The organism is Pseudomonas sp. zfem002, from assembly GCF_032621685.1.
GTDB lineage: Bacteria > Pseudomonadota > Gammaproteobacteria > Pseudomonadales > Pseudomonadaceae > Aquipseudomonas > Aquipseudomonas japonica.
The window spans coordinates 1-20,259 of the sequence record NZ_JAVYJH010000040.1 but is presented as its reverse complement, the minus strand read 5'-3'; the positions used below and the strand labels follow the sequence as shown (position 1 = coordinate 20,259).

17 protein-coding genes and 1 pseudogene are annotated in these 20,259 nt (G+C 65.6%); 8 read left to right on the top strand and 10 right to left on the bottom strand.

Annotated features, from left to right (window positions below):
* Positions 1-1,100, top strand: a pseudogene (gene tnpC / locus RTI28_RS28925) (IS66 family transposase); the annotation flags it as partial.
* A gap of 29 nt (positions 1,101-1,129) precedes the next feature.
* Here tnpC and RTI28_RS28920 read toward each other — a convergent pair.
* Positions 1,130-3,256 (bottom strand): TonB-dependent receptor, encoded by a 2,127-nt coding sequence (locus RTI28_RS28920; RefSeq protein ID WP_316923664.1) that lies wholly within the window; start codon positions 3,254-3,256, stop codon positions 1,130-1,132.
* A gap of 328 nt (positions 3,257-3,584) precedes the next feature.
* Here RTI28_RS28920 and RTI28_RS28915 point away from each other — a divergent pair, with 328 nt between their 5' ends.
* Positions 3,585-4,625, top strand: a complete 1,041-nt coding sequence (locus RTI28_RS28915) for a LacI family DNA-binding transcriptional regulator (protein WP_316923663.1) — start codon at positions 3,585-3,587, stop codon at positions 4,623-4,625.
* Between the two features lie 44 nt (positions 4,626-4,669).
* On the opposite strand, the gene betT is transcribed toward RTI28_RS28915, so the two are convergent.
* Together betT and epsC are read right to left on the bottom strand one after the other, a co-directional pair.
* Positions 4,670-6,631 (bottom strand): choline transporter BetT, encoded by a 1,962-nt coding sequence (gene betT, locus RTI28_RS28910; RefSeq protein WP_316923662.1) that lies wholly within the window; start codon positions 6,629-6,631, stop codon positions 4,670-4,672.
* Between the two features lie 320 nt (positions 6,632-6,951).
* The gene (gene epsC / locus RTI28_RS28905; protein WP_316923661.1) at positions 6,952-7,884 is read right to left on the bottom strand and encodes a serine O-acetyltransferase EpsC; all 933 of its coding nucleotides are present in this window, start codon (positions 7,882-7,884) and stop codon (positions 6,952-6,954) included.
* 220 nt (positions 7,885-8,104) lie between these two features.
* Between epsC and RTI28_RS28900 the strand changes: the two genes are divergently transcribed.
* The 6 genes from RTI28_RS28900 (at position 8,105) to RTI28_RS28875 (ending at position 13,977) form a co-directional block, all read left to right on the top strand.
* A complete protein-coding gene (locus tag RTI28_RS28900) occupies positions 8,105-9,103 on the top strand; it encodes a D-cysteine desulfhydrase (RefSeq protein WP_316923660.1) in 999 nt (332 codons plus the stop codon).
* Positions 9,104-9,219: 116 nt separating this feature from the next.
* Complete coding sequence (gene tcyJ / locus RTI28_RS28895) at positions 9,220-10,020, top strand: cystine ABC transporter substrate-binding protein (protein WP_316923659.1); 801 nt, start codon at positions 9,220-9,222, stop codon at positions 10,018-10,020.
* Positions 10,017-10,691, top strand: coding sequence for a cystine ABC transporter permease (gene tcyL, locus RTI28_RS28890; RefSeq protein ID WP_316923658.1), 675 nt, complete (start codon positions 10,017-10,019; stop codon positions 10,689-10,691). The genes tcyJ and tcyL overlap by 4 nt, the downstream gene beginning before the upstream one ends.
* On the top strand, positions 10,688-11,434 hold the full coding sequence (gene tcyN, locus RTI28_RS28885; protein ID WP_316923657.1) for an L-cystine ABC transporter ATP-binding protein TcyN: 747 nt from the start codon (positions 10,688-10,690) through the stop codon (positions 11,432-11,434). Before tcyL ends, tcyN begins: the two co-directional genes overlap by 4 nt.
* Positions 11,435-11,528: 94 nt before the next feature.
* On the top strand, positions 11,529-13,388 hold the full coding sequence (locus RTI28_RS28880; RefSeq protein WP_316923656.1) for a DUF3857 and transglutaminase domain-containing protein: 1,860 nt from the start codon (positions 11,529-11,531) through the stop codon (positions 13,386-13,388).
* A 148-nt stretch (positions 13,389-13,536) separates the two neighbouring features.
* Positions 13,537-13,977 carry a CBS domain-containing protein gene (locus RTI28_RS28875; RefSeq protein ID WP_316923655.1) on the top strand — a complete coding sequence of 147 codons (441 nt, stop codon included), beginning with the start codon at positions 13,537-13,539 and terminating at the stop codon, positions 13,975-13,977.
* A 4-nt stretch (positions 13,978-13,981) separates the two neighbouring features.
* Here RTI28_RS28875 and RTI28_RS28870 read toward each other — a convergent pair whose 3' ends face one another.
* The 7 genes from RTI28_RS28870 to RTI28_RS28840 form a co-directional block, all read right to left on the bottom strand.
* Positions 13,982-14,620, bottom strand: coding sequence for a hypothetical protein (locus RTI28_RS28870; protein WP_042121480.1), 639 nt, complete (start codon positions 14,618-14,620; stop codon positions 13,982-13,984).
* 65 nt (positions 14,621-14,685) lie between these two features.
* Complete coding sequence (locus tag RTI28_RS28865) at positions 14,686-14,925, bottom strand: DUF2789 domain-containing protein (protein ID WP_316923654.1); 240 nt, start codon at positions 14,923-14,925, stop codon at positions 14,686-14,688.
* Between the two features lie 100 nt (positions 14,926-15,025).
* Positions 15,026-16,426 carry a TolC family protein gene (locus RTI28_RS28860; protein WP_316923653.1) on the bottom strand — a complete coding sequence of 467 codons (1,401 nt, stop codon included), beginning with the start codon at positions 16,424-16,426 and terminating at the stop codon, positions 15,026-15,028.
* The gene (locus RTI28_RS28855) at positions 16,423-17,298 is read right to left on the bottom strand and encodes an HlyD family secretion protein (RefSeq protein WP_316923652.1); all 876 of its coding nucleotides are present in this window, start codon (positions 17,296-17,298) and stop codon (positions 16,423-16,425) included. The genes RTI28_RS28860 and RTI28_RS28855 overlap by 4 nt, the downstream gene beginning before the upstream one ends.
* On the bottom strand, positions 17,295-17,507 hold the full coding sequence (locus RTI28_RS28850; protein WP_042121487.1) for a DUF1656 domain-containing protein: 213 nt from the start codon (positions 17,505-17,507) through the stop codon (positions 17,295-17,297). The genes RTI28_RS28855 and RTI28_RS28850 overlap by 4 nt, the downstream gene beginning before the upstream one ends.
* Entirely contained in the window at positions 17,504-19,591 is a 2,088-nt protein-coding gene (locus tag RTI28_RS28845) for an FUSC family protein (RefSeq protein WP_316923651.1), read from the bottom strand. The genes RTI28_RS28850 and RTI28_RS28845 overlap by 4 nt, the downstream gene beginning before the upstream one ends.
* Entirely contained in the window at positions 19,588-20,040 is a 453-nt protein-coding gene (locus RTI28_RS28840; protein ID WP_316923650.1) for a MarR family winged helix-turn-helix transcriptional regulator, read from the bottom strand. Before RTI28_RS28840 ends, RTI28_RS28845 begins: the two co-directional genes overlap by 4 nt.
* Between the last annotated feature and the right edge of the window lie 219 nt (positions 20,041-20,259).

The following is a 20,259-nucleotide window of genomic DNA, read 5'->3' as shown; positions in this document are numbered from 1 at the left end:
TAAGCACCTTCGCAAGGTCTACGGCTGCCGAGACTGCGAGTCAGCGCCAGTGACGGCAGACAAGCCTGCCCAAGTGATCGAGAAAAGCATGGCCAGCCCCAGTGTGCTGGCCATGCTGCTGACGACCAAGTACGTAGACGGTTTGCCGCTTCCGTTTCGAAAAAGTGCTGGGCCGCCACGGCATCGACATCCCACGCCAAACCTTGGCGCGCTGGGTGATTCAGTGCAGTGAACACTTGCAGCCGCTACTGAATTTGATGCGCGAGAACCTGTTGAACAGCCGGATCATCCACTGCGATGAAACCCGCGTACAGGTGTTGAAAGAGCCTGGGCGCGAGCCCAGTAGCCAGTCCTGGATGTGGGTACAAACCGGCGGCCCACCTGATCGGCCGGTGATCCTTTTCGACTACGCCACCAGCCGAGCGCAAGAAGTGCCAACGCGCCTGCTGGATGGCTATCGCGGCTACGTCATGACCGACGACTACGCCGGGTACAACGCGCTGGCCGCGCAGGACGGCGTCGAGCGATTGGGCTGCTGGGCACATGCTCGACGCAAGTTCGTTGAAGCGCAGAAAGTGCAGCCGAAGGGCAAGACTGGGCGCGCTGACCTTGCGCTGAACTTGATCAACAAACTCTATGGCATTGAACGCGATTTGAAAGACGGCAGCGATGAGGCACGCAAGATTGGCCGTGAAGAGCGCAGCTTGCCGGTGTTGGCTCAGTTGAAGAGCTGGGTAGAGAAAACCCAGCCCCAGGTCACGACGCAGAACGCCTTGGGCAAGGCCATCAGCTATCTGGCCAGCAACTGGAGCAAGTTGGAACGTTACGTCGAGCACGGTTACTTGCCGATCGACAATAACGCCGCTGAGCGTGCCATCCGCCCGTTTGTCATCGGCCGAAAGAACTGGCTGTTTAGCGACACGCCCAAGGGCGCGACGGCCAGTGCGCAACTCTACAGCCTGGTTGAAACAGCCAAAGCCAACGGCAAGGAGCCTTATGCGTGGCTGCGCCACGCACTGGAACGCCTGCCGCAGGCGTCCTCAGTGGAAGATTACGAAGCCTTGCTGCCGTGGAATTGCACGCCTCATCTGCATAGCTAAGCGCTCGCCCATCTTTGGATAGGTGGGGTTTATGGAGCGCTTACGAAGTAACGCTCGTCGTCGCGCGCAACGGCGCGGTAGACGTAGTTGCCGCCGGTGGCCAGGAGGGGCGAGTAGGATTTGTCCGCAAGGTTTTTCGCCAGCAGCGCCACGCGCCAGCCTTCGTTGTAGTCCGCCAGGGCGACGCTGGCATTCCACAGGCCGTAGGCGCCCTGGATCGTGTTGATGTTCTGGGAAATGTCGTACTGCACTTTGCTCTGCCAGCTGAAGTCTGTGCCCAGCTCGATGTCCAGACCGTTGTCCAGCGGGATGCTGTAGTCGGCGCGCACGTAGCTCTTCCAGTCCGGGCTGTACGGCAGCGGCTTGCCGTTGACGTTGCACGACGCCGCGGCGCCCGCCGGGCAGGCGAACTCGTCGATCCGCGCCTTGGTGTAGGCCAGGGCGCCGGAGAGTTTCAGTTGCGACGTGGCCTGCAGGGCGAAGTCCAGTTCGACGCCTTCGCTTTTCACCGAGCCGGCGTTGATCAGGCGGGTCACCACCTGGCCGGCGACGCTGTCGAAGAAGTTGGCCTGGTAGTTCTCGTACTCGGTGTGGAACACCGCGAGGTTCGTGGTCAGGCGGTTGTGCCACAGGCTGGCCTTGAGCCCGGCCTCCCAGCTGTTGGAGGTTTCCGGCTTGAGCGCGTCGGTGTCGCGCGGCTGCATGTTGAAGAACACGTTGTAGGCCGGGCCCTTGTAGCCGCGGGAATAGGTCAGGTAGCTGGTGATGTCGTCGCTGAGGTCGTACTGCACCCCTAAACGCCCGGACCAGCCATCCTCGTCCACCGAGCCGGAACTGCGGGTGCCCGGCTGGATGCCGTTGACCGCCACCGCCGAGGTGGAGACGCGGCGGTGGTCGTATTCGAGGTCGTCGTGGGTCCAGCGCAGGCCGGCGATACCGCGGAAACGCTCGGTGAAGTTGAGGGTGCTTTCGCCGAACACGGCGTAGCTGTCGTTGGTGGTGCTGTAGTCGGCGATGCCCTGCTGGGTGACAGTGGTGGTCTTGAGGGTGCGCCGGTAGGTTTCCTCGTCCTTGCCGTGCATATAGAACAGGCCGCCGACGTACTCGACGAACTGGCCCTTCGGCGAGGCCAGGCGCAGTTCCTGGGAATACTGGTTGTACTCCAGCTCGCCCTTGTCCTCGATGCCGGGGAAGGCGGCGCTGATGGTCGCCAGGCGATCACCGTCCTGCCACTGGGTGTTGTCCCAGCCGCGCCAGGCGGTGATCGAGGTCAGGGTGTGATCGCCCAGGGTCCAGTCGAGGGTGGCCGAGAGGCCCTTGTTGCTGTCGTCGACATGGCTGCGGTAGTCGCTGACGATATCGCGGTTGTCGCTGTCGGCGCGCACCGGCGCCAGGGCGCTGGAGAACGCCGGCAGCAGCGACTTGGCGACCACGCCGTTGGGCGCGTCGTCGCGGGACTTCAGGTAGTCGGCAGCGAGGGTCAGGCTGAGATCATCGCTGGGGGTGAACACCAGCTTGCCGCGCACCCCCTTGCGGTTGTAGCCGTTGACCTCCTGGCCGTTGGCCTTGTTGTCGACGTTGCCGTCGTAACTGCCGAACAGCGTGCTGATGGAGCCCTTCAGGGTGTTCGGAACCAGGCTGCCGCCGATGCCGAAGCGGGTGCGGCTTTCGTTGCCGCTGTAGTAGGACTGCTCGACGAAGCCGTGGGTTTCTTCTGTCGGATTGCGCGTGGTGATGTTCAGCACCCCGGCCGAGGCGTTCTTGCCGAACAGCGTGCCCTGGGGACCACGCAACACTTCCAGGCGCTCGATATCCAGCAGGTCGAGGGTCGACTGCCCCGGGCGGCCGAAGACCACGCCATCGATCACCGTCGCCACGGTGGGCTCGACGCCCGGCGACGTGGAGATGGTGCCGACGCCGCGGATGAACAGCGAGGTGTCCTTATTCGACGCACCGGTGCGGAAGTTCAGGCTCGGCACCTGCTGAACGATGCTCGCCACGCTGTTGCGGTTTTCCCGCTCCAGTTGCTCGCCATCCACCACCGACACCGCGACCGGTACCTGCTGCAGCGAGGCTTCGCGGCGGGTGGCGGTGACCGTGACGGCCTTGAGGGTCGGGCCGTCGGCCTGCACGGCGGGCGCCGTATCGGCAGCCATGGCCGGCGCCAGCGGCAAGGCGCCGAGGGCGACCAGGCCGAGGCTCAGGCGTTGACGACGGATGGCCTGGGCCAGGGGTGACGTTGCGGTACGGAATGCGGCACGGCTGTACATGGTTGTGCTACTCGATGAATGCCCTGTCCACCGCGACCGGCGATCGCGGCACCTGAAGAAACGTCAGCGCGGGGTCCTTGGGCATTCGCTCGTGCGAGTAGCAGACAAACCATTTTGTTAGCGCTAACATCGCCAGTATCGGCGGCGCTCGAATAGATCGTCAAATAATGAAAAATTACTTTTATATGCCTTTCAGTTTGTAAGGATGTGCACCGTGAGCGATGAGAAAGTCCCGACCCGCAAACGCCGCGGCGCCGGCCGCGTCACCCTCCAGGCGGTGGCGCGGGCCGCCGGGGTTTCGGCGATCACCGTGTCGCGCTATTTCAACCAGCCGGAGCAGGTATCGCCGGAACGTCGCGAGCGCATCGCCGCCGTGGTGGCGGAGCTGGGCTATGTGCCCAACCTGGTGGCGGGAGGACTGGCCTCGGCGCGGGGGCGCATCGTCGGCATGGTCATCCCCAACATTTCCGGGCCGATCTTCGCCGACACCATCCAGGGCTTCAGCGACACCCTCACGCGCCACGGCTACCAGCTGTTGCTGGCGTCCAGCTACTTCTCCAGCGATCAGGAAGAAAGCGCCGTGCGCGCGTTTCTCGGCTGGTCGCCGGCGGCGCTGGTGCTGACCAGTCACTTTCACAGCCCGGCCACGGAAAAGATGCTGGCCGAAGCCGATATCCCGCTGGTGGAGACCTGGGATTACCGGCCCGAGCGGGGGCCCATCCAGATCGGCTTTTCCCACCATGAGGTGGGCGTCGCCGCCACCCGCTATCTGCACGGCAAGGGCTACCGGCGCATCGCCTTCGTGCAGAACAGCGCAGCCGGCGACTTCAGCGCCCTGGAGCGCCGCGATGGTTATGTCGAGACCCTGACCGCGCTGGGCGGTGAACCGCAGGTATTCGCGCCCGAAGCGGATCTGGCGCCCTTCGAGGCGGGCAAGCAGGCGATGCTGGCGTTGATGGCCGCGCAGCCACGGCCCGAGGCGATCATCTTCGCCAACGACAACCTCGCCGCGGGCGCCCTGCTCGCCGGGCAGCGGGCGGGCTGGAAGATTCCCGAGGACTGCGCGGTGATGGGCTTCGGCGATTACCCATTCGCCGGGATGCTGATGCCCGGGTTGACCACGGTGAAGCCGCCGGCGTTGCAGATGGGCGTGCTGGCGGCGACGCGGGTGCTACAGCGGCTGGGGGTGCTGGAGGGGGACGCCGAGCACCTGAATCTGCTGGAGTGTCAGGTGATCGGTCGGGAAAGTGCCTGAGACATAACGCGGCCCCGTGCAGGAGCCGCGTCGCTCTTGCGAGATCACCGCACCAGATGCAGATACTGCAGATGCCGCTCGTACTGGTCGAGGATGTCGTTGATGATCTGCTCCTTGCTGTAGCCCATCAGGTCGTAATCCTGACTGCCCTCGGCCAGGTGCACTTCGGCGCGGTAGTAGCGGCGGTTCTTCGGCTCCTGCGTACCCAGGCCGGCCAGCGCGAACGACGGCGTGAAGTAACCGCGCATCTGCACCTGGTAGAGGAACGGCTGCTCCTCGCCATGGCCGATCTTCAGGCTGACGTTGTCGTGGCTCGGGTCTTCCTGGGTGATGACGCTCAGGCCCTTCTCCGCGTAGACCTCGGTCACCTCGGCGATCGCCGGGCGCACCACGGCGTCCATGAAGCGGTACACCTCGTCCCGCGACGGGAAATGCACCGCCTGGCTCAGGCGCTGGCGCCAGCCGCTCTTGCCACGCCGCGAACTGGTGAGCGGCGCCAGCGAGTGCATCTGCGCGATCCGTCGCTGCGACTCCAGGTAGAACGCCTTGTGCAAACCCCACATCATCGCCAGCAGGATCACCGAGAACGGCAGCGAGGTCAGCACCACCGCCGACTTCAGCGAGTCGATGCTGCCGGCGAACAACAGGCCGCTGGTGACCAGCGCGGTCATCACGCCCCAGAACACCCGCAGCCAGTTCGGCCCGTCCTCGTCGGTGCCGCCGCCCTTGGCCGAAAGGGTCGAGAGGACCACGGTGCCGGAGTCGGCCGAGGTGACGAAGAACACGAAGCTGATGAACACCGTGATGGCGATCACCGTCTTGCTCCATGGATAGGTTTCCAGCAGCAGGTACAGGGTCATCGACGGGTTCTGCACGGCCGCGTCGGCCAGCGCGCTCATGCCGTGTTCGAGCACCTGGGTCAGGGCGCTGTTGCCGAAGATCGACATCCACGCCAGGGTGAAGCCCAGCGGGATCAGCAGCACGCCGAAGACGAATTCGCGAATGGTCCGGCCACGGGAAATCCGCGCGATGAACAAGCCCACGAACGGCGCCCAGGCAATCCACCAGGCCCAGTAGAACACCGTCCAGTTGCCCAGCCAGTCGTTGGCGCCGTCGTAGGCGTAGACGTCGAAGCTCTTGCGCGGCAGCACCGCGAGGTAGTCGCCGAGGTTCTGGATCAGGGTGTTGAACAGGTGCTGGGTGGGACCGGCGAACAGCACGAACAACAGCAGTGCGCAGGCCAGGAACAGGTTGATATCGGACATCACCCGCACGCCCTTCTCCACCCCGGCCACCGCCACCATGACCGCCGCGCCCATCATCAGGGCGATCAGCAGCACCTGGACCCACTGGGTGTGAGCGACACCGAACAGGTAGTCGAGCCCGGAGTTGAGGTGCAGGACGCCGAAGCCCATGTCGGCGCCGAGGCCGAACACCGTGGCGATGATGCCGAACCCGTCGACCGCGTAGCCGATCGGCCCGTTGATGCGCTTGCCGATCAACGGATACAGCGCCGAGCGCAGGGCCAGCGGCAGGTTGTGGCGGTAGGCGAAATAGGCCAGGGCCATGCCGACGAAGGCGAACACGCCCCAGCCGTGCAGGCCCCAGTGCAGGAACAGCACCTGCATCGCCTGGCGACCGGCCTCCACCGTACCGGCTTCGCCCTGGGGCGGCTGCATCAGGTGGGTCAGCGGTTCGGAGACGCAGAAGAAGAACAGGGTGATGCTGATCCCGGCGGCGAACAGCATGCCGGCCCAGGACAGGTAGCTGAACTCGGGCTGGTCATGGTCGGCGCCGAGCTTGATCTTGCCGTAGCCGGAGAGCGCCGTGACCACCACGAACACCAGGTACAGGGTCATGGCCAGCATGTAGTACCAGCCAACGGTATGCGCCGCCCAGTTCTGCGCGGCCAGCAGCCATTCGCCAGCAGCCTGCGGATTGAAGATGACCACCAGGGCGAACAGCAGGATGAAGCTGGCGGCGAAGTAGAAGACCGGGGGGTTCATGCGCATCCGGGACGGGCCATTCATCGCGAAGGCCCCCCGCAGGACAGGGGAATGGTGGGGTTGAACGGGTTCAGCAAAGGCAGATCCTCCTGTTGAACACCGGCAGCGGACCAGCGTTTTAATTTGAACAAGCGTTCAAGTTAAACATGGAACGGGGGTGGGAGGCGACCTATGGCTGACCATTGGCGTGGGAATTGGGGACTGCTCCGCAGTCCTTTCGCGGGCAAGCCACGCTCCTACGAGCGAGCACCGACCAACCCGCGTAGGAGCGCGGCTTGCCCGCGAAAGGACCGCAAAGCGGTCCCAAAACCAGCCAACACTTACTTCTGCGCCCCCTCATCCGACTGCAGGTTGGCCTGGGTGATATTGCTCTCGGCCGGCACGCTGCGGGTCAGCCACACGTTGCCGCCGATGGTCGAACCCTTGCCGATGGTGATGCGCCCGAGAATGGTCGCGCCGGCATAGATCACCACATCGTCCTCGACGATCGGGTGCCGCGGATGGCCCTTCTGCAGCTTGCCGCACTCGTCCTCGGGGAAGCGCTTGGCGCCCAGGGTCACATGCTGGTAGATGCGCACCCGCTCGCCGATGATCGCGGTCTCGCCGATCACCACGCCGGTGCCGTGGTCGATGAAGAAGCTCGGGCCGATCTGCGCGCCGGGGTGGATGTCGATCCCGGTGATCGAATGCGCCAGCTCGGAGCTGATCCGCGCCAGCAACGGCAAGCCGGCGCGATACAGGTGGTGGGCCAGGCGATGGTGGATGATCGCCAGTACCCCCGGATAGCACAGCAGTACTTCATCGACGCTGCGCGCCGCCGGGTCGCCGTGGAAGGCGGCGAGGACGTCGGTATCGAGCAGCACGCGCATGGCCGGCAGCGCTGCGGCGAAGTCCTGGATCAGGCGCAGCGCGACGGCGTCGACATCGGCGGCGTCCTGGTTGTCATGCCGCGCGGCATAGCGCAGCTCCAGGCGCGCCTGGGCCAGCAGCGCGGTCAACGCCGAATCGAGGGTATGCCCGACATAGAAATCCTCGCTTTCCTCGCGCAGGTCCACCGGCCCCAGGCGCATCGGAAACAGCGCCCCGCAGAGTTGTTCGAGAATCTGCTTCACCGCCTCGCGCGACGGCAGCTCGCGTCCGCCCTGTTCGCCGCTGCTGCGGCCATTGCGGGTGCGCCACTGGTCGCGGGCCGAGCGCAGCTGGCCGACGATGGACTGAAGTTGCCAATACCCGGATTGCGCGTTGTCGCTCACGGTTGTTTCTCCTGCTCGGCGGCATGGGACTGGAAGGGGAAATGCCGCTCTCTTGATCGAGCACTCTACGACATTGGCCGGGGGTGGAAAAAATAACGGTTTATGCCGGTTGGCTATATGTAGGGCATAAGCCACATATGGGCCGCAAGGCGGCCCCGGAACGGGTTGCCCGAAACCCACTGCCTGCCTATGCTCGAATTTTCCTACAGCGACTTCCCCAATGATCGAACGACAGCTCACCCGCTTCAATCGACTGGAACTGCTCGGCCCCCCGACGCCGCTGGAAAAGGCCGAGCGCCTCTCGGCGTGGGCTGGTCGCGAGATCCATCTCAAGCGCGACGACCTCACCCCCCTCGCCCTCGGCGGCAACAAGCTGCGCAAACTCGAATACCTCGCCGCCGATGCCCTGGCCAAGGGCGCCGATACCCTGGTCACCGCCGGCGCGATCCAGTCCAACCATGTGCGCCAGACCGCCGCCCTCGCCGCCCGCCTCGGCCTCGGCTGCGTCGCGCTGCTGGAGAACCCCATCGGCACCGACTCGGCCAGCTACCTGGAAAACGGCAACCGCCTGCTCCTGGACCTGTTCGATGCCAGGGTCGAATTGGTCGACAACCTCGACAACGCCGACGAACAACTGCAAGCCCTTGGCGTGCGCCTGCACGCCAGCGGGCGCAAGCCGTACCTGGTGCCTATCGGCGGCTCCAACGCCCTCGGCGCCCTGGGCTATGTGCGCGCCGGCCTGGAGCTGGCCGAGCAGATCGAGCGCAGCGGCCAGCGCTTCGCTGGCGTCGTGCTCGCCTCCGGCAGTGCCGGCACCCATGCCGGCCTGGCCCTGGCGCTGGCCGAGCGCCTGCCGGAACTGCCGGTGATCGGCATCACCGTCTCGCGCAGCGAAGACGCCCAGAAGCCCAAGGTCCAGGCCCTGGCCGAGCGCACCGCCGAGCTGCTGCAGGTCCGTGTACCGGACGCATTCAACGTGCATTTGTGGGACGAGTACTACGCACCGCGCTATGGCGAAGCCAACGCCGGCGGCCTGGCGGCGATCCGCCTGCTGGCCAGCCAGGAAGGCGTCCTGCTCGACCCGGTGTACACCGGCAAGGCCATGGCCGGACTGCTCGATGGCATCGCCCGGCAGCGCTTCGACGACGGCCCGCTGATTTTTCTGCACACGGGCGGAGCGCCGGCATTATTCGCCTACCCTGATGTCTGTAAACGTTGAATCAGGTGCGGTTAATAGGTCAAAAAATGATAATAAAATTCTCTTTTATTATTTTTGAATCTATTGATTGCGCCCTATAGTCACCACCACTTTCACAACAAGACTGGGGACAGGGCATGACGATTTCCGTTTTCACCAAACGCATTCTCGGTGTCGGCGCGGGCCTGCTTCTCGGCGCCAGCCTGCTCGGCCAGGCGGTCGCCGGCGAGCAGTTGCAGAGCATCAAGGACAAGGGTGTGATCAACATCGGCCTGGAAGGCACCTACCCGCCGTTCAGCTTCGTCGACGAGAACGGCAAGCTCACCGGGTTCGAGGTCGAGCTTTCCGAAGCCCTGGGCAAAGAGCTGGGCGTCAAGGCCAAGGTCCAGCCGACGAAATGGGACGGCATCCTCGCCGCCCTGGAATCCAGGCGCCTGGACGCGGTGGTCAACCAGGTGACCATCTCCGATGAACGCAAGAAAAAATACGACTTCTCCCAGCCCTACACCGTTTCCGGCATCCAGGCGCTGATCCTGAAGAAGAACGCCGCTGACCTGAAGATCAACGCCGCCGCCGACCTGGCCGGCAAGAAGGTCGGGGTCGGCCTGGGCACCAACTACGAACAGTGGGTGAAAAAGCAGGTCCCGCAGGCCGATGTACGGACCTACGAGGATGACCCGAGCAAGTTCGCCGATCTGCGCAACGGCCGCATCGACGCGATCCTGGTCGACCGCCTGGCGGCCCTGGAGTACGCGCAGAAAGCCAAGGACACCGAACTCGCCGGCGCCGCCTTCTCCCGCCTGGAGTCCGGCGTGGCCCTGCGCAAGGGCGAGCCGGAACTGCTCGAGGCGATCAACAAGGCGCTGGACAAGCTGCGGGCTGACGGCACCCTGGCCAAACTCTCGGATAAATACTTCGGTGCCGATGTCACCCAATGATCGCTGAAAGCCTGCAACTCGTTGCCGACTCCACGCCCTTCCTGCTGAAGGGCGCTGGCTACACGGTGCTGCTCAGTGTCGGCGGCATGTTCTTCGGCCTGCTGCTGGGCTTCGCCCTGGCGCTGATGCGTCTGTCGAAGATCCTCCCGCTGGACTGGCTGGCCCGTATCTACGTTTCGTTCTTCCGCGGCACGCCGCTGCTGGTGCAGTTGTTCGTGATCTATTTCGGCCTGCCGCAGATCGGCATCGAACTCGATCCAATCCCGGCCGCGCTGATCGGCCTGTCGCTGAACATGGCCGCGTACCTCTGCGAAATCTTCCGGGCGGCGATTTCCTCCATCGACCGCGGCCAGTGGGAAGCCGCCGCCAGCATCGGCATGACCCGCACCCAGGCGATGCGCCGGGCGATCCTGCCGCAGGCGCTGCGCACCGCCCTGCCACCGCTGGGCAACAGCTTCATCCTGCTGGTCAAGGACACGGCCCTGGCGGCGACCATCCAGGTGCCCGAGCTGTTCCGCCAGGCCCAGCTGATTACCGCGCGGACCTTCGAAGTGTTCACCATGTACCTCGCCGTGGCGCTCATCTACTGGATCCTCTGCAGCGTCCTCGCGCACTTCCAGCACCGCATGGAAGCGCGGGTCAACCGTCATGACCAGGAGCCGCAGCGATGATCCGCGTGCAACGCCTGAACAAGCAGTTCAACGGCCAGACCGTCCTCAAGGACATCGACCTGGCCGTCGAGCCCGGCGAGGTGATCGCCATCATCGGCCCCAGCGGCTCCGGCAAGACCACCTTCCTGCGCTGCCTGAACCTGCTGGAAACCCCGGACAGCGGCCTGATCCAAGTCGGTGACGTGGAAATCGACGCCAGCCGCCCGCTCAAGCAGCAGAGCGGACTGATACGCCGCCTGCGCCAGCAGGTCGGTTTCGTCTTCCAGAACTTCAATCTGTTCCCCCATCGCACCGCGCTGGAGAACGTGATCGAAGGCCCGCTGATCGTGAAGAAGACACCCCTCGAACAGGCTGCCACCCTGGGTCGCGCGCTGCTGGCCAAGGTCGGCCTGGCAGGCAAGGAGGACGCCTACCCCCGGCGCCTGTCCGGCGGCCAGCAGCAACGGGTCGCCATCGCCCGGGCCCTGGCGATGGAACCGGAAGTGATCCTGTTCGACGAACCCACCTCGGCGCTCGACCCGGAACTGGTCGGCGAAGTGTTGGCGACCATCCGCGGCCTGGCCGAGGAAAAGCGCACCATGATCATCGTCACCCACGAAATGAACTTCGCCCGCGATGTCGCCAACCGGGTGATCTTCTTCGACAAGGGTGTGATCGTCGAACAGGGCGAGGCCAAGGCCTTGTTCGCCAATCCGCAGCATGAACGCACCCGCCAGTTCCTCGGCAAGATCCTCGGCGGCTGAGGCTCTGCAACGGCAGGGCACTTCAGGCACAATGCCAGGACTGATTCGCATTCCCGTGTAGTCAGCCCTGGAATCGCCTGCAAGAAGGATCTCTATGAAGTGGCTCGTTTCACGCCCGGCCGGCTGGCTGGGCCTGCTGGTCTGCCTGCTCACCCTGAACCTGGCGCATGCCGCCGAAGATGGCCGCGACCGGTCCGTCACGGTGGAGAAGGACGCCCGCCAATACCGTGTCGAAGCCGACGGCAGCTTCGCCCTGCGCCATGAGCTGGTCTTCCATATCGAGGAAGAGCGCGCGATCAAGGACACCGCGCAGCAGTCCCTGCCGTACAACCGCACGGTGGAAACCCTCGAGGTGCTCGAGGCCTATACCGAGAAGCCGGATGGCCGCAAAGTCGCGGTCAGTGCCGAGCAGATCAAGGAACAGCAGCAACAGGCCTCGGCCGACGCGCCGATGTTCCTCGACAGCCTGGTCAAGGTGGTGATCTTCCCCGAGGTCGCGGTGGGCGATCGGCTGGTGCTGACCTACAAGCGCCAGCGCGCCACCGCGCTGTTCCCCGGCCAGTTCGAGGACACCGTGTTCCCGTACATCTACCCGGTCCGGCAGATGAGCGTGGTCTACGACCTGCCCGCCGACCTGGCCCTGCAGGCCGATGCCCGCGACTTCAAGCCCTCCACCCCGCCAGCCGCGGGCGGCCGCAAGGTCTGGCGCTGGGACTACCAGCACGACGCCCAGCCACGCATGGAAATTGGCGCGGTGTCCTACGCCGATTACGGCCAGTACCTGGCGGTCTCGACCTTCGCCGACTACGCCGCGTTCGCCAGGGCATACGCGGCGCGCGCGCAGTTCGACGTCACCCCGGCCATTGCCGAACTGGCGAAATCCCTGACCGCCACGATTGCCGACCCACGCGCCAAAGCCCTGGTGCTCAGCGACTGGGTGCGCAAGAACGTGCGCTTCGTCGCCGTCTACATCGGCGCGGGCGGCGTGGTGCCGCATGCCGCCGAAACCGTGCTGAACAACCGTTACGGCGACTGCAAGGACCATGTCGCGCTGCTCGGCGCGTTGCTGGCCGCGGTGGAGATCCACAGCACGCCGGCGCTGCTCAACCTGGGCAATGCCTACCAGTTGCCGAGGGTCGCGACCCTCGGCGTGATCAACCATGCGATCACCTACATCCCGAGCCTGGACCTGTACCTCGACCCGACCATGAAAGGCATCGCCGCGGGCTTCCTGCCACTGGCGGACATGGACAAGCCGACCCTGCTGGTCGCCTCCGCGACGCTCGCGCGCACCCCGAAGACCCAGGCCAACACCGTCAAGAGCCGCACCACGTTCAGCATCAACGAGCAGGGCGAGGCCGACTTCAGCAATGACTCGACCATCGAGGGCTGGGGCGCCGAGCTCAACCGCTACGGCCTGCGCAACATGGCCCCGGGCGAACGCGACATGCTGGTGCAGCGCATCCTCAGTTCGTACAACCAGTCCGGCAACGGTCGCGTCGAAGGGAAGAAGCTGGACAAGCAGGGCCACGGCTTCCAGCTCAGGATCGACGGGCACTCGCGCAACCTGGTCAACCTGCCCGGGCCGATCGGCGTGCCGACCCTGAGCAGCTTCGCCGGCGGCATCGCGCAGAATGTCCTGGGTTTCGTCAGCGAAAAAGAGCGCAAGCAGGCATTTCTCTGCGTATCCAGCCTGACCGAGGAAGAGGCGCGCTTCGACTTCCCGGCGCAGGTGCAGATCCTCGCCACGCCCAAGCCGGTCGCGCTGAAGGTCGCCAACCTCGAATACCGCGCCGACTACCGCCGCGAAGGCAACAGTGTGGTGGTGACCCGCCGCATGGACTTCCGCAATGCCGGCTCGACCTGCACGCCGGAACAGTTGCGCACCCTGCTGCCGACCGTCGAAGCGCTGATCCGCGACCTGAACAGCCAGGTGATCGTGCAGCAGAGCTGAAGCCGGGACGGGGCAAAGCGGAAAAAAACGCCGCCATGACGTTTTTCAATGGCTTTCATGCCGCAATCCGCCTTGCCCCTTCGCCCGCGGTGCACGATTCTTGAGGGTATCTGCCATTACCCAAACCACCCCATGCAGAGGGCCCGCAATGAAAACCGTGGCACAGCTACTGAAGTTGAAGTCGCAGCATGCGCAACAGGTCTACACCATCGCACCGCACCAGACGGTGCTCGAAGCGTTGATGGTGATGGCCGAGAAGAACGTCGGCGCACTGCCGGTGGTCGAGGGCGGTCGGGTGGTGGGGATCGTCAGTGAGCGCGACTACGCGCGCAAGATGGTGCTCAAGGGGCGCTCGTCGGTGGGCACCGAGGTCCGCGAGATCATGAGTTCGCCGGTGATCACCGTGGACTCGCACCAGAACGTCGAGACCTGCATGAGCATGATGACCGACAGCCATCTGCGTCACTTGCCGGTGGTGGAGGATGGCCAGTTGCTCGGCCTGCTGTCGATCGGCGACCTGGTCAAGGAATCCATCGCCGCACAGGCCGAGCTGATTCGCCAACTGGAAGGCTATATCCGCGGCGATTGATCGCTCAGCGGTACTCGCCCTCCAGCTCATCGAGCTGATGATCGAAACTGCGCAGCCGCGCCGACCAGGTGTACACCAGCACCTCCAGGTCGCGGTTGAGCACCGCGCCGCCGCGCCGCGAGCCCTGTTGCGAATCGCACAGGTCGAGCTGGTAGCGCTCGCGGGCCATGGCCGTCGCCACGCTGGACAGCTCGCGGGCATTGTTCAGCCAGTGGCGGTGACGGTCGTGGATTTCATGATCGAGCTCCTGGCATTGCGCCTTCAGGGCTTCGAGACTGCGTTCCAGCGGCGTGCCCTCGAGCTCGCCCATGACTTCCTGGAAGGTGCGTCCCGGCTGCCAGTAGCTGCCCCAGAAGTACCGGTCGAAAACCGTTTCCACACGACGCAGGGCGACCTTGGTGTTCCAGATCGCCACCAGCGTGCGCCCCTGCTCCAGCTGGCGGCGCCGCACCTTGAGCAGTTGCCAGCGAATCCACGCCAGCGCGCTCAGGGCCAGGGCCGCGATCAGACCGGCGGCGCCATAGAGGAACTGGCGGGCCTGATCGAGCTGGTGAACTTCCCTGACCCCGTAGAAATAACCGGCGGTCAGCAGGCCCAGGGCGGTCACGGCAGCCCAGAAGCCAACGGCGTAGGGGTCTTTCATTGGCGCTTTCCCCTTGTTGTTTTTTCCTGAGCATAGCAACGCCAATGGGGGGCATGAGGTGCCGCTCAGCGTTTATTTCTGAGCGCCTCGTTGAGCTGGTCGACCATCACCACCCAGTCCGAATCCTCGATGAACTGGTCCTTGAGAAAGTCTCGCTGCGCCGCCGTCCAGAACGGCGCGTCGACCAGCTTCACCTCGTTTTTCAGCGGCGAATGGCTGGTGATGAACTGGTCGATGCCTTGCGGATCGTCGGGTAGACCGAGCTGTTTGAACAGTTCGTGGAACTTGTGGTTGGTCAATTCCATGATTCACTCCTTGGGCTGGGCTACTGAGGGATGGATTGCCTTGGGGAGTGAAAGTTTAGGTGGAGATACGCGGTCCGGGCCGCCTTGCGGTCGCAAAAAACTACCAACCGCCCCCAAGCGCCAGGAACAACCCGATCTGCCCCATCGCCACCTGGGTATTCGCGCTCGACAGCTGCGCGCGCATGTCGGTGTAGGTCCGGGTCGCCTCCAGATCGGCGAGGAACGATGCCCGTCCCGCCTGATAGAAGCGATGGGTCTGATCCGCCGCCAGCTTCGCCGAACGCTCCGCATCCTGCAGCGCATCGCGCCGGTCCAGCAGCGCGCTGTACTGCGCCAGGCTGGTCTGGGTCTCGCGGATGGCGTTGAGCACCACCCCGTCGAAGTTCGCCAGCGCCGCCTGGGTGCTCGCCTCGGCCTCGCGGATCCGTGCCCGCGAACCGTTGGTCGGCACGCTCCAGGTCAGCAGCGGGCCGAAGCCCCAGCGGTTGGTCGCCGGCTTGCCGAGGTTTTCCAGGATACCGATGGTGCCCACCTGCGCGCCGATGCTGATGTCCGGGTACAACTGGCCGGTGGCCACGCCGATGGTCGCGGTGGAGGCCGCCAGCAAGCGCTCGGCGCGGCGCACGTCGGGCCGGCGCTTGAGCAGCGCGGCACCATCGCCCACCGGCAGCAGTTGGGCGATATGCGGCAGCTCGGCGCACTCGGCGGTGCCGGCCGGCAACTGGTCGACCGGCTTGGCCAGCAGCATCGACAAGGTGTACAGCCCCGCCTCCCGCGCCGCCTGATAACGCGGCAGCTCCGCGCGCAGCGACTTGAAGCGGGTCTCGGAACGGGTCACCTGGGTTTCATCGCCACGCCCGGCATCGCGCAGGCGCTGGGTCAGGCCGACACTCTGCTCCTGCAGGTCCAGCGACTCGCGGGCAATGTGGTACTCCTCGTTGGCCGCGCACACCTGGGTGTAGGCCCGCACCACATCGGCGACCACGGTGATCCGCGCGGTATCCGCCGCGGCCTGGACCGCGTCGGCATTGGCCTGGGCGGCCTCGACGCCGCGCTTGAGGGTGCCCCACAGGTCGAACTGGTACGAAGCACTGAGAATCGCTTCGCCGATATTCGCCACCGGCACTTTCTCCGGCAGCAGGAAGGCCTCGCCGGACTCCTGCAGGCGCTGCGCGCCGAGCTTCACGCCGCCATTGAAACCGCCCTGGGCCTCGGCTTCCTCGACCTGGGCGCGAGCCCGGGCGATGTTGGCCGCGGCCACGCGCAGTTCGCTGTTGGCCGCCAGCGCCTGGTTGACCAGGCGGTCGAGGCGGTCGTCGCGGTACAGCCGCCACCAGTCCTTGGGCACCGGCGCCGACACCACACTGTCGGCATCCGCGCGCAGCGAGCCCTGCAGATCGCCGCGGTTGAAGGCGGCCTGTTCCGGCAGGTGGTAATCCGGCCCGACCATCTGGCAGGCCGAGAGCATCAGGCTGAGACCCAGCAGCGACAGCCTTTTCATTGCCGCGCGTCCTCGATGATCGACACCGTGGCGGTGCGTCCGGCGATCAGGCGGAAGTCCGCGGGCACCTCGTCGAAGGCGATGCGCACCGGAATCCGCTGGGCCAGGCGTACCCAGCTGAACGCCGGGTTGACGTTGGGCAGCAGGTTGGCGCCGCTGCTGCGGTCGCGATCCTCGATACCGGCGGCGATGCTCTGCACATGGCCGCGCAGGCGGGTGTTGTCGCCCATCACGCGGATGTCCACGGTCTGGCCGATGTGGATGCCGGACAGCTTGGTTTCCTCGAAGTAACCATCGACGTGGTACGACTCGCTGTCCACCACCGCCAGCACCGGCCGCCCGGCGCTGACGAACTCGTGGGCACGCGGGGCACGGTCGTTGAGGTAGCCGTTGACCGGGCTGCGCACCACCGAGCGATCGAGGTTCAACTGCGCGGCGTCCACCGCCACCTGGGCCTCGTCCAGCGCCGACTGGGCGCGGGCCTGGCGCGACTGGCTCTCTTCCAGTTGCTCGGCGGCGACCAGGTTGCCCAGGCCCTTGTTGCGCTTGGTCTCGCGCTGCGCCTGGGCCAGGGTTTCCTTGCGTTCGGCCAGGGTCGCCTGGGCCTGGCGCAGGGCCAGGCGGAAGCGGTCCTGGTCGACGGTGAACAGCACGTCGCCGCGCTTGATCGGCTGGTTGTCGCGCACCGCGACCTCCTGGATCAGCCCGGAAACGTCCGGTGCCACCTGGATCACGTCGGCACGGATGTGCCCGTCGCGGGTCCAGGGAGCGAACATGTAGTACAGGACCATCTGCCAGACCAGCACGGTCGCCAGGGTCACTACCAGCAGCGTCAGGACCACGCGGCCCAGGGTCAACAAAGGTTTTTTCATGGCAGCATCAGGTTTCGGCAAAAGTGGTCGACCGCGCCGAGCAGCACGGCATAGAGGGCAACGTTGAACAGCGCCCGGTGCCAGACCAGGCGGTAGAAATGCAGGCGGTTGAGCACCGCGTGGATGCCGAGAAACAGCACGTAGCTGGCCAGCATCATCACCAGCAGCGTGGGCAGGAATACCCCGCTGATATCCAGTTCACCGATCACACGGGTGCTCCATCGAGGCCAAAGGGCAGTTGCGGTGGGTCAGTCGGCTCCAGCACCACCTCGACACCGGGCAGCAGCGCCAGGCGCAGGCCGCTCAGGGCGTGCAGCAGGTGCGGACGGGCATCGCCGTGGCCCTCCATGGCCTGCAGGTTCAGGGCACGCCGGGCCAGCTCCATGTTGCCGAGCAGCGCGGGCGAGGCGTGCAGGCGTTCACCGGCGTCGAGACAGGCCTGGAAGTGTCCGCCGACGTCCTCGATCACCCGCTCCAGCGCCGCCCGCGGTTGCGCCGCGGCGCGCGGCAGGTAGGCCAGCAGGTCGAGCAGGTTGAGGCCGACGCGCAGGTCGCGCAGGGCGCTGCCGCTGTCCTGGCCGGTCTGGCTCAGGCGCGGCAGGTGCTGCATGAGGCGGTCGAGCATCTGCACGCCGAGCTGGCGGTGCTCGGCCAGGGTCGCTGGCCGGGTCATGCCGACGATGTCGCGCCAGCTGAAGCGGGTCAGGCGCCGCGCCGCCAGCTCGACGCCGAACGGGCGCATCACCAGGGTCCAGATGAAGGCGAACAGCAGGCCCACGGGCCCGGCGATATTGGCATTGGTGAAGGCCAGGAAATCCGCGTCGTAGGCGCCCTGGATGCTGATGAACGACGCCGTGTTGACGATGGTCAGCAGCGTGCCCAGGTAGAAGCGCGGCTGCACGGTCAGGGTCCCGACGCAGATGAACGGCACGGCGAAGGCCAGCACCAGCATGGGGAAGTCGTGCAGGTTCGGCAGCACCAGGAACAGGTACAGGCTGGCGAACACCACCGACAGCGTGGTCCAGAAGAAGAACCGGTAGATCTGCGGCGCCGGGTCATCCATCGCGGCGAAGAAGCTGCAGGCCACCGCCGCGAGGATCACCGCGCTGGCGCCGTCGGCCCAGCCGGTGAGGATCCACAGGGCGATCGCGGCGATGATCGCGGTGAAGGTGGAGAACACCGAATAGAGCATCAGGCCACGGTCGAAGAACGGCGTCAGCCGACCCAGCCGCCAGTGCCGGTACACCGCGCGCCAGGGCGACAGGTCCTCGCGGGCGATGGCGTGCTTGAGGCTGCAGCAGTCCTGCCACAGGTCGATCCACTCACCGAGGCGGTACAGGGCGTTGGACAGCAGCAGGCCGGGGCGCTCGTCGAGTTCGGCAACGCTGGGCTGCAGGCGTTCGAGCTGCTCGCGCAAGGCCGACCAGCGCGCCACCGAGGCATCCTCGGCGCTGGCCTGCAGCCATTGCCGGCTCTGCTCCAGCAGGCCCTTGAGCGCTTCGGCCTGCTGCGGCGCGCGGCCTTCGAGGGCGAGCAGGGCATCGTCGAGGGCATCGATCACCGGCAGCAGGTGGATCATGCGCCCGCGCAGTTCGCTGGCGTTCTTCACCGTCTGCGGCCGCGCGCCTTCGTGGGACAGCTGGCCGATCATCATTTCCAGCGAGTTGAAGGTGGTCACCATCGAGGCGCGCAAGCCGCCGATGTTGTCGACGTTGACGTTGCGGGCGAGGAAGGTGTCGCTGTAGCGGATCGCCTCGGTGAACCAGCTGCCGGTGGCGCCGACGAACACCGGGGTCAGCCGCCGCGGCCAGAAGATCGCGCCGACCACTGCCGCGCAGACGATGCCCAGGCAGATTTCCTGGGCCCGCGACGAGGCGATATCGAACACCGCCAGCGGGTTGTCCACCACCGGCAGGGCGATCATCGGCAGGGTGTAGCCGGCCAGCATCAAGGTGTAGCTGTTGGCCGTGCGCAGATGCAGGGAGAGAAACAGCAGGGTCGCGGTCCACAACGCCACGGCGATGGTCAGCAGCACCGGCGCCTGCACCAGCAGGGGCACGAGGAACACCGCGCCGGCCGCGCCGAGCAGCGTCCCCACGGCGCGGTACAGCGCCTTGGAACTGGTGGGGCCGACGAACGGACTGGAGACGATGTAGACCGTCGCCATTGCCCAGTAGGGCCGCGGCAGCTGCAGGAGCAAGGCGATGTACAGGGCGATCATCGACGCGGCGAAGGTGCGCACCCCGTAGAACCAGTCACGCGCCGGCGGCATCGAGCTGAAGAAGCCGTTCACAGCGGCAGCCCCGGCGAACGCTGGGCCGCCTCTTCGAAGGCTTTCACCACACGCAGGGCGGCCTCCAGGTCAGCGGCGGGGATCGTCTTGAGCACGTCGCGGCGCAGGCGCACCAGTTCGCCCTCGATGGCTTCGGCCAGCTCGCGGCCCTTGTCGGTCAGGCACAGCGCCTTGGCGCGGCGGTCACCCGGGTCTTCGCTGCGGCAGACGTAGCCGGCGTTGCACAACTGGTCGAGCAGGCGCACCAGCGATGGGCTCTCCACCCCCACCGCCTGGGCCACCGCGACCTGATGCACACCGTCGCCGAGGCGCAGGATCATCAGCAGCGGCACCGCGCAGGCTTCACTGACGCCGAAGCGTGCCAGGGTGGTCTGGCAGATGCGTCGCCAGTTGCGACTGGCCGCGACCATGCCGCTGCTGGTGTTCTTTTGGAGGGCGTCGAGAGTCATAGGCGGGTGTCGTGAATATATTCATAGTTTGCTAACTATCTATATTCTTCGATCCCGCAGAAGGCGTCAAGCACTGCGCCCGCTCCTACAGGGCCACCACATCAAGGCTTTAGCTGATCCTCCAGCTTCATCGTCAGCGCCAGCGGGCTGCCCAGCCCGATCGCCTGGTCGCGCCAGAACAGGTAGCGCAGGTCATTGCCCCCTTCCTGGAAATGCATG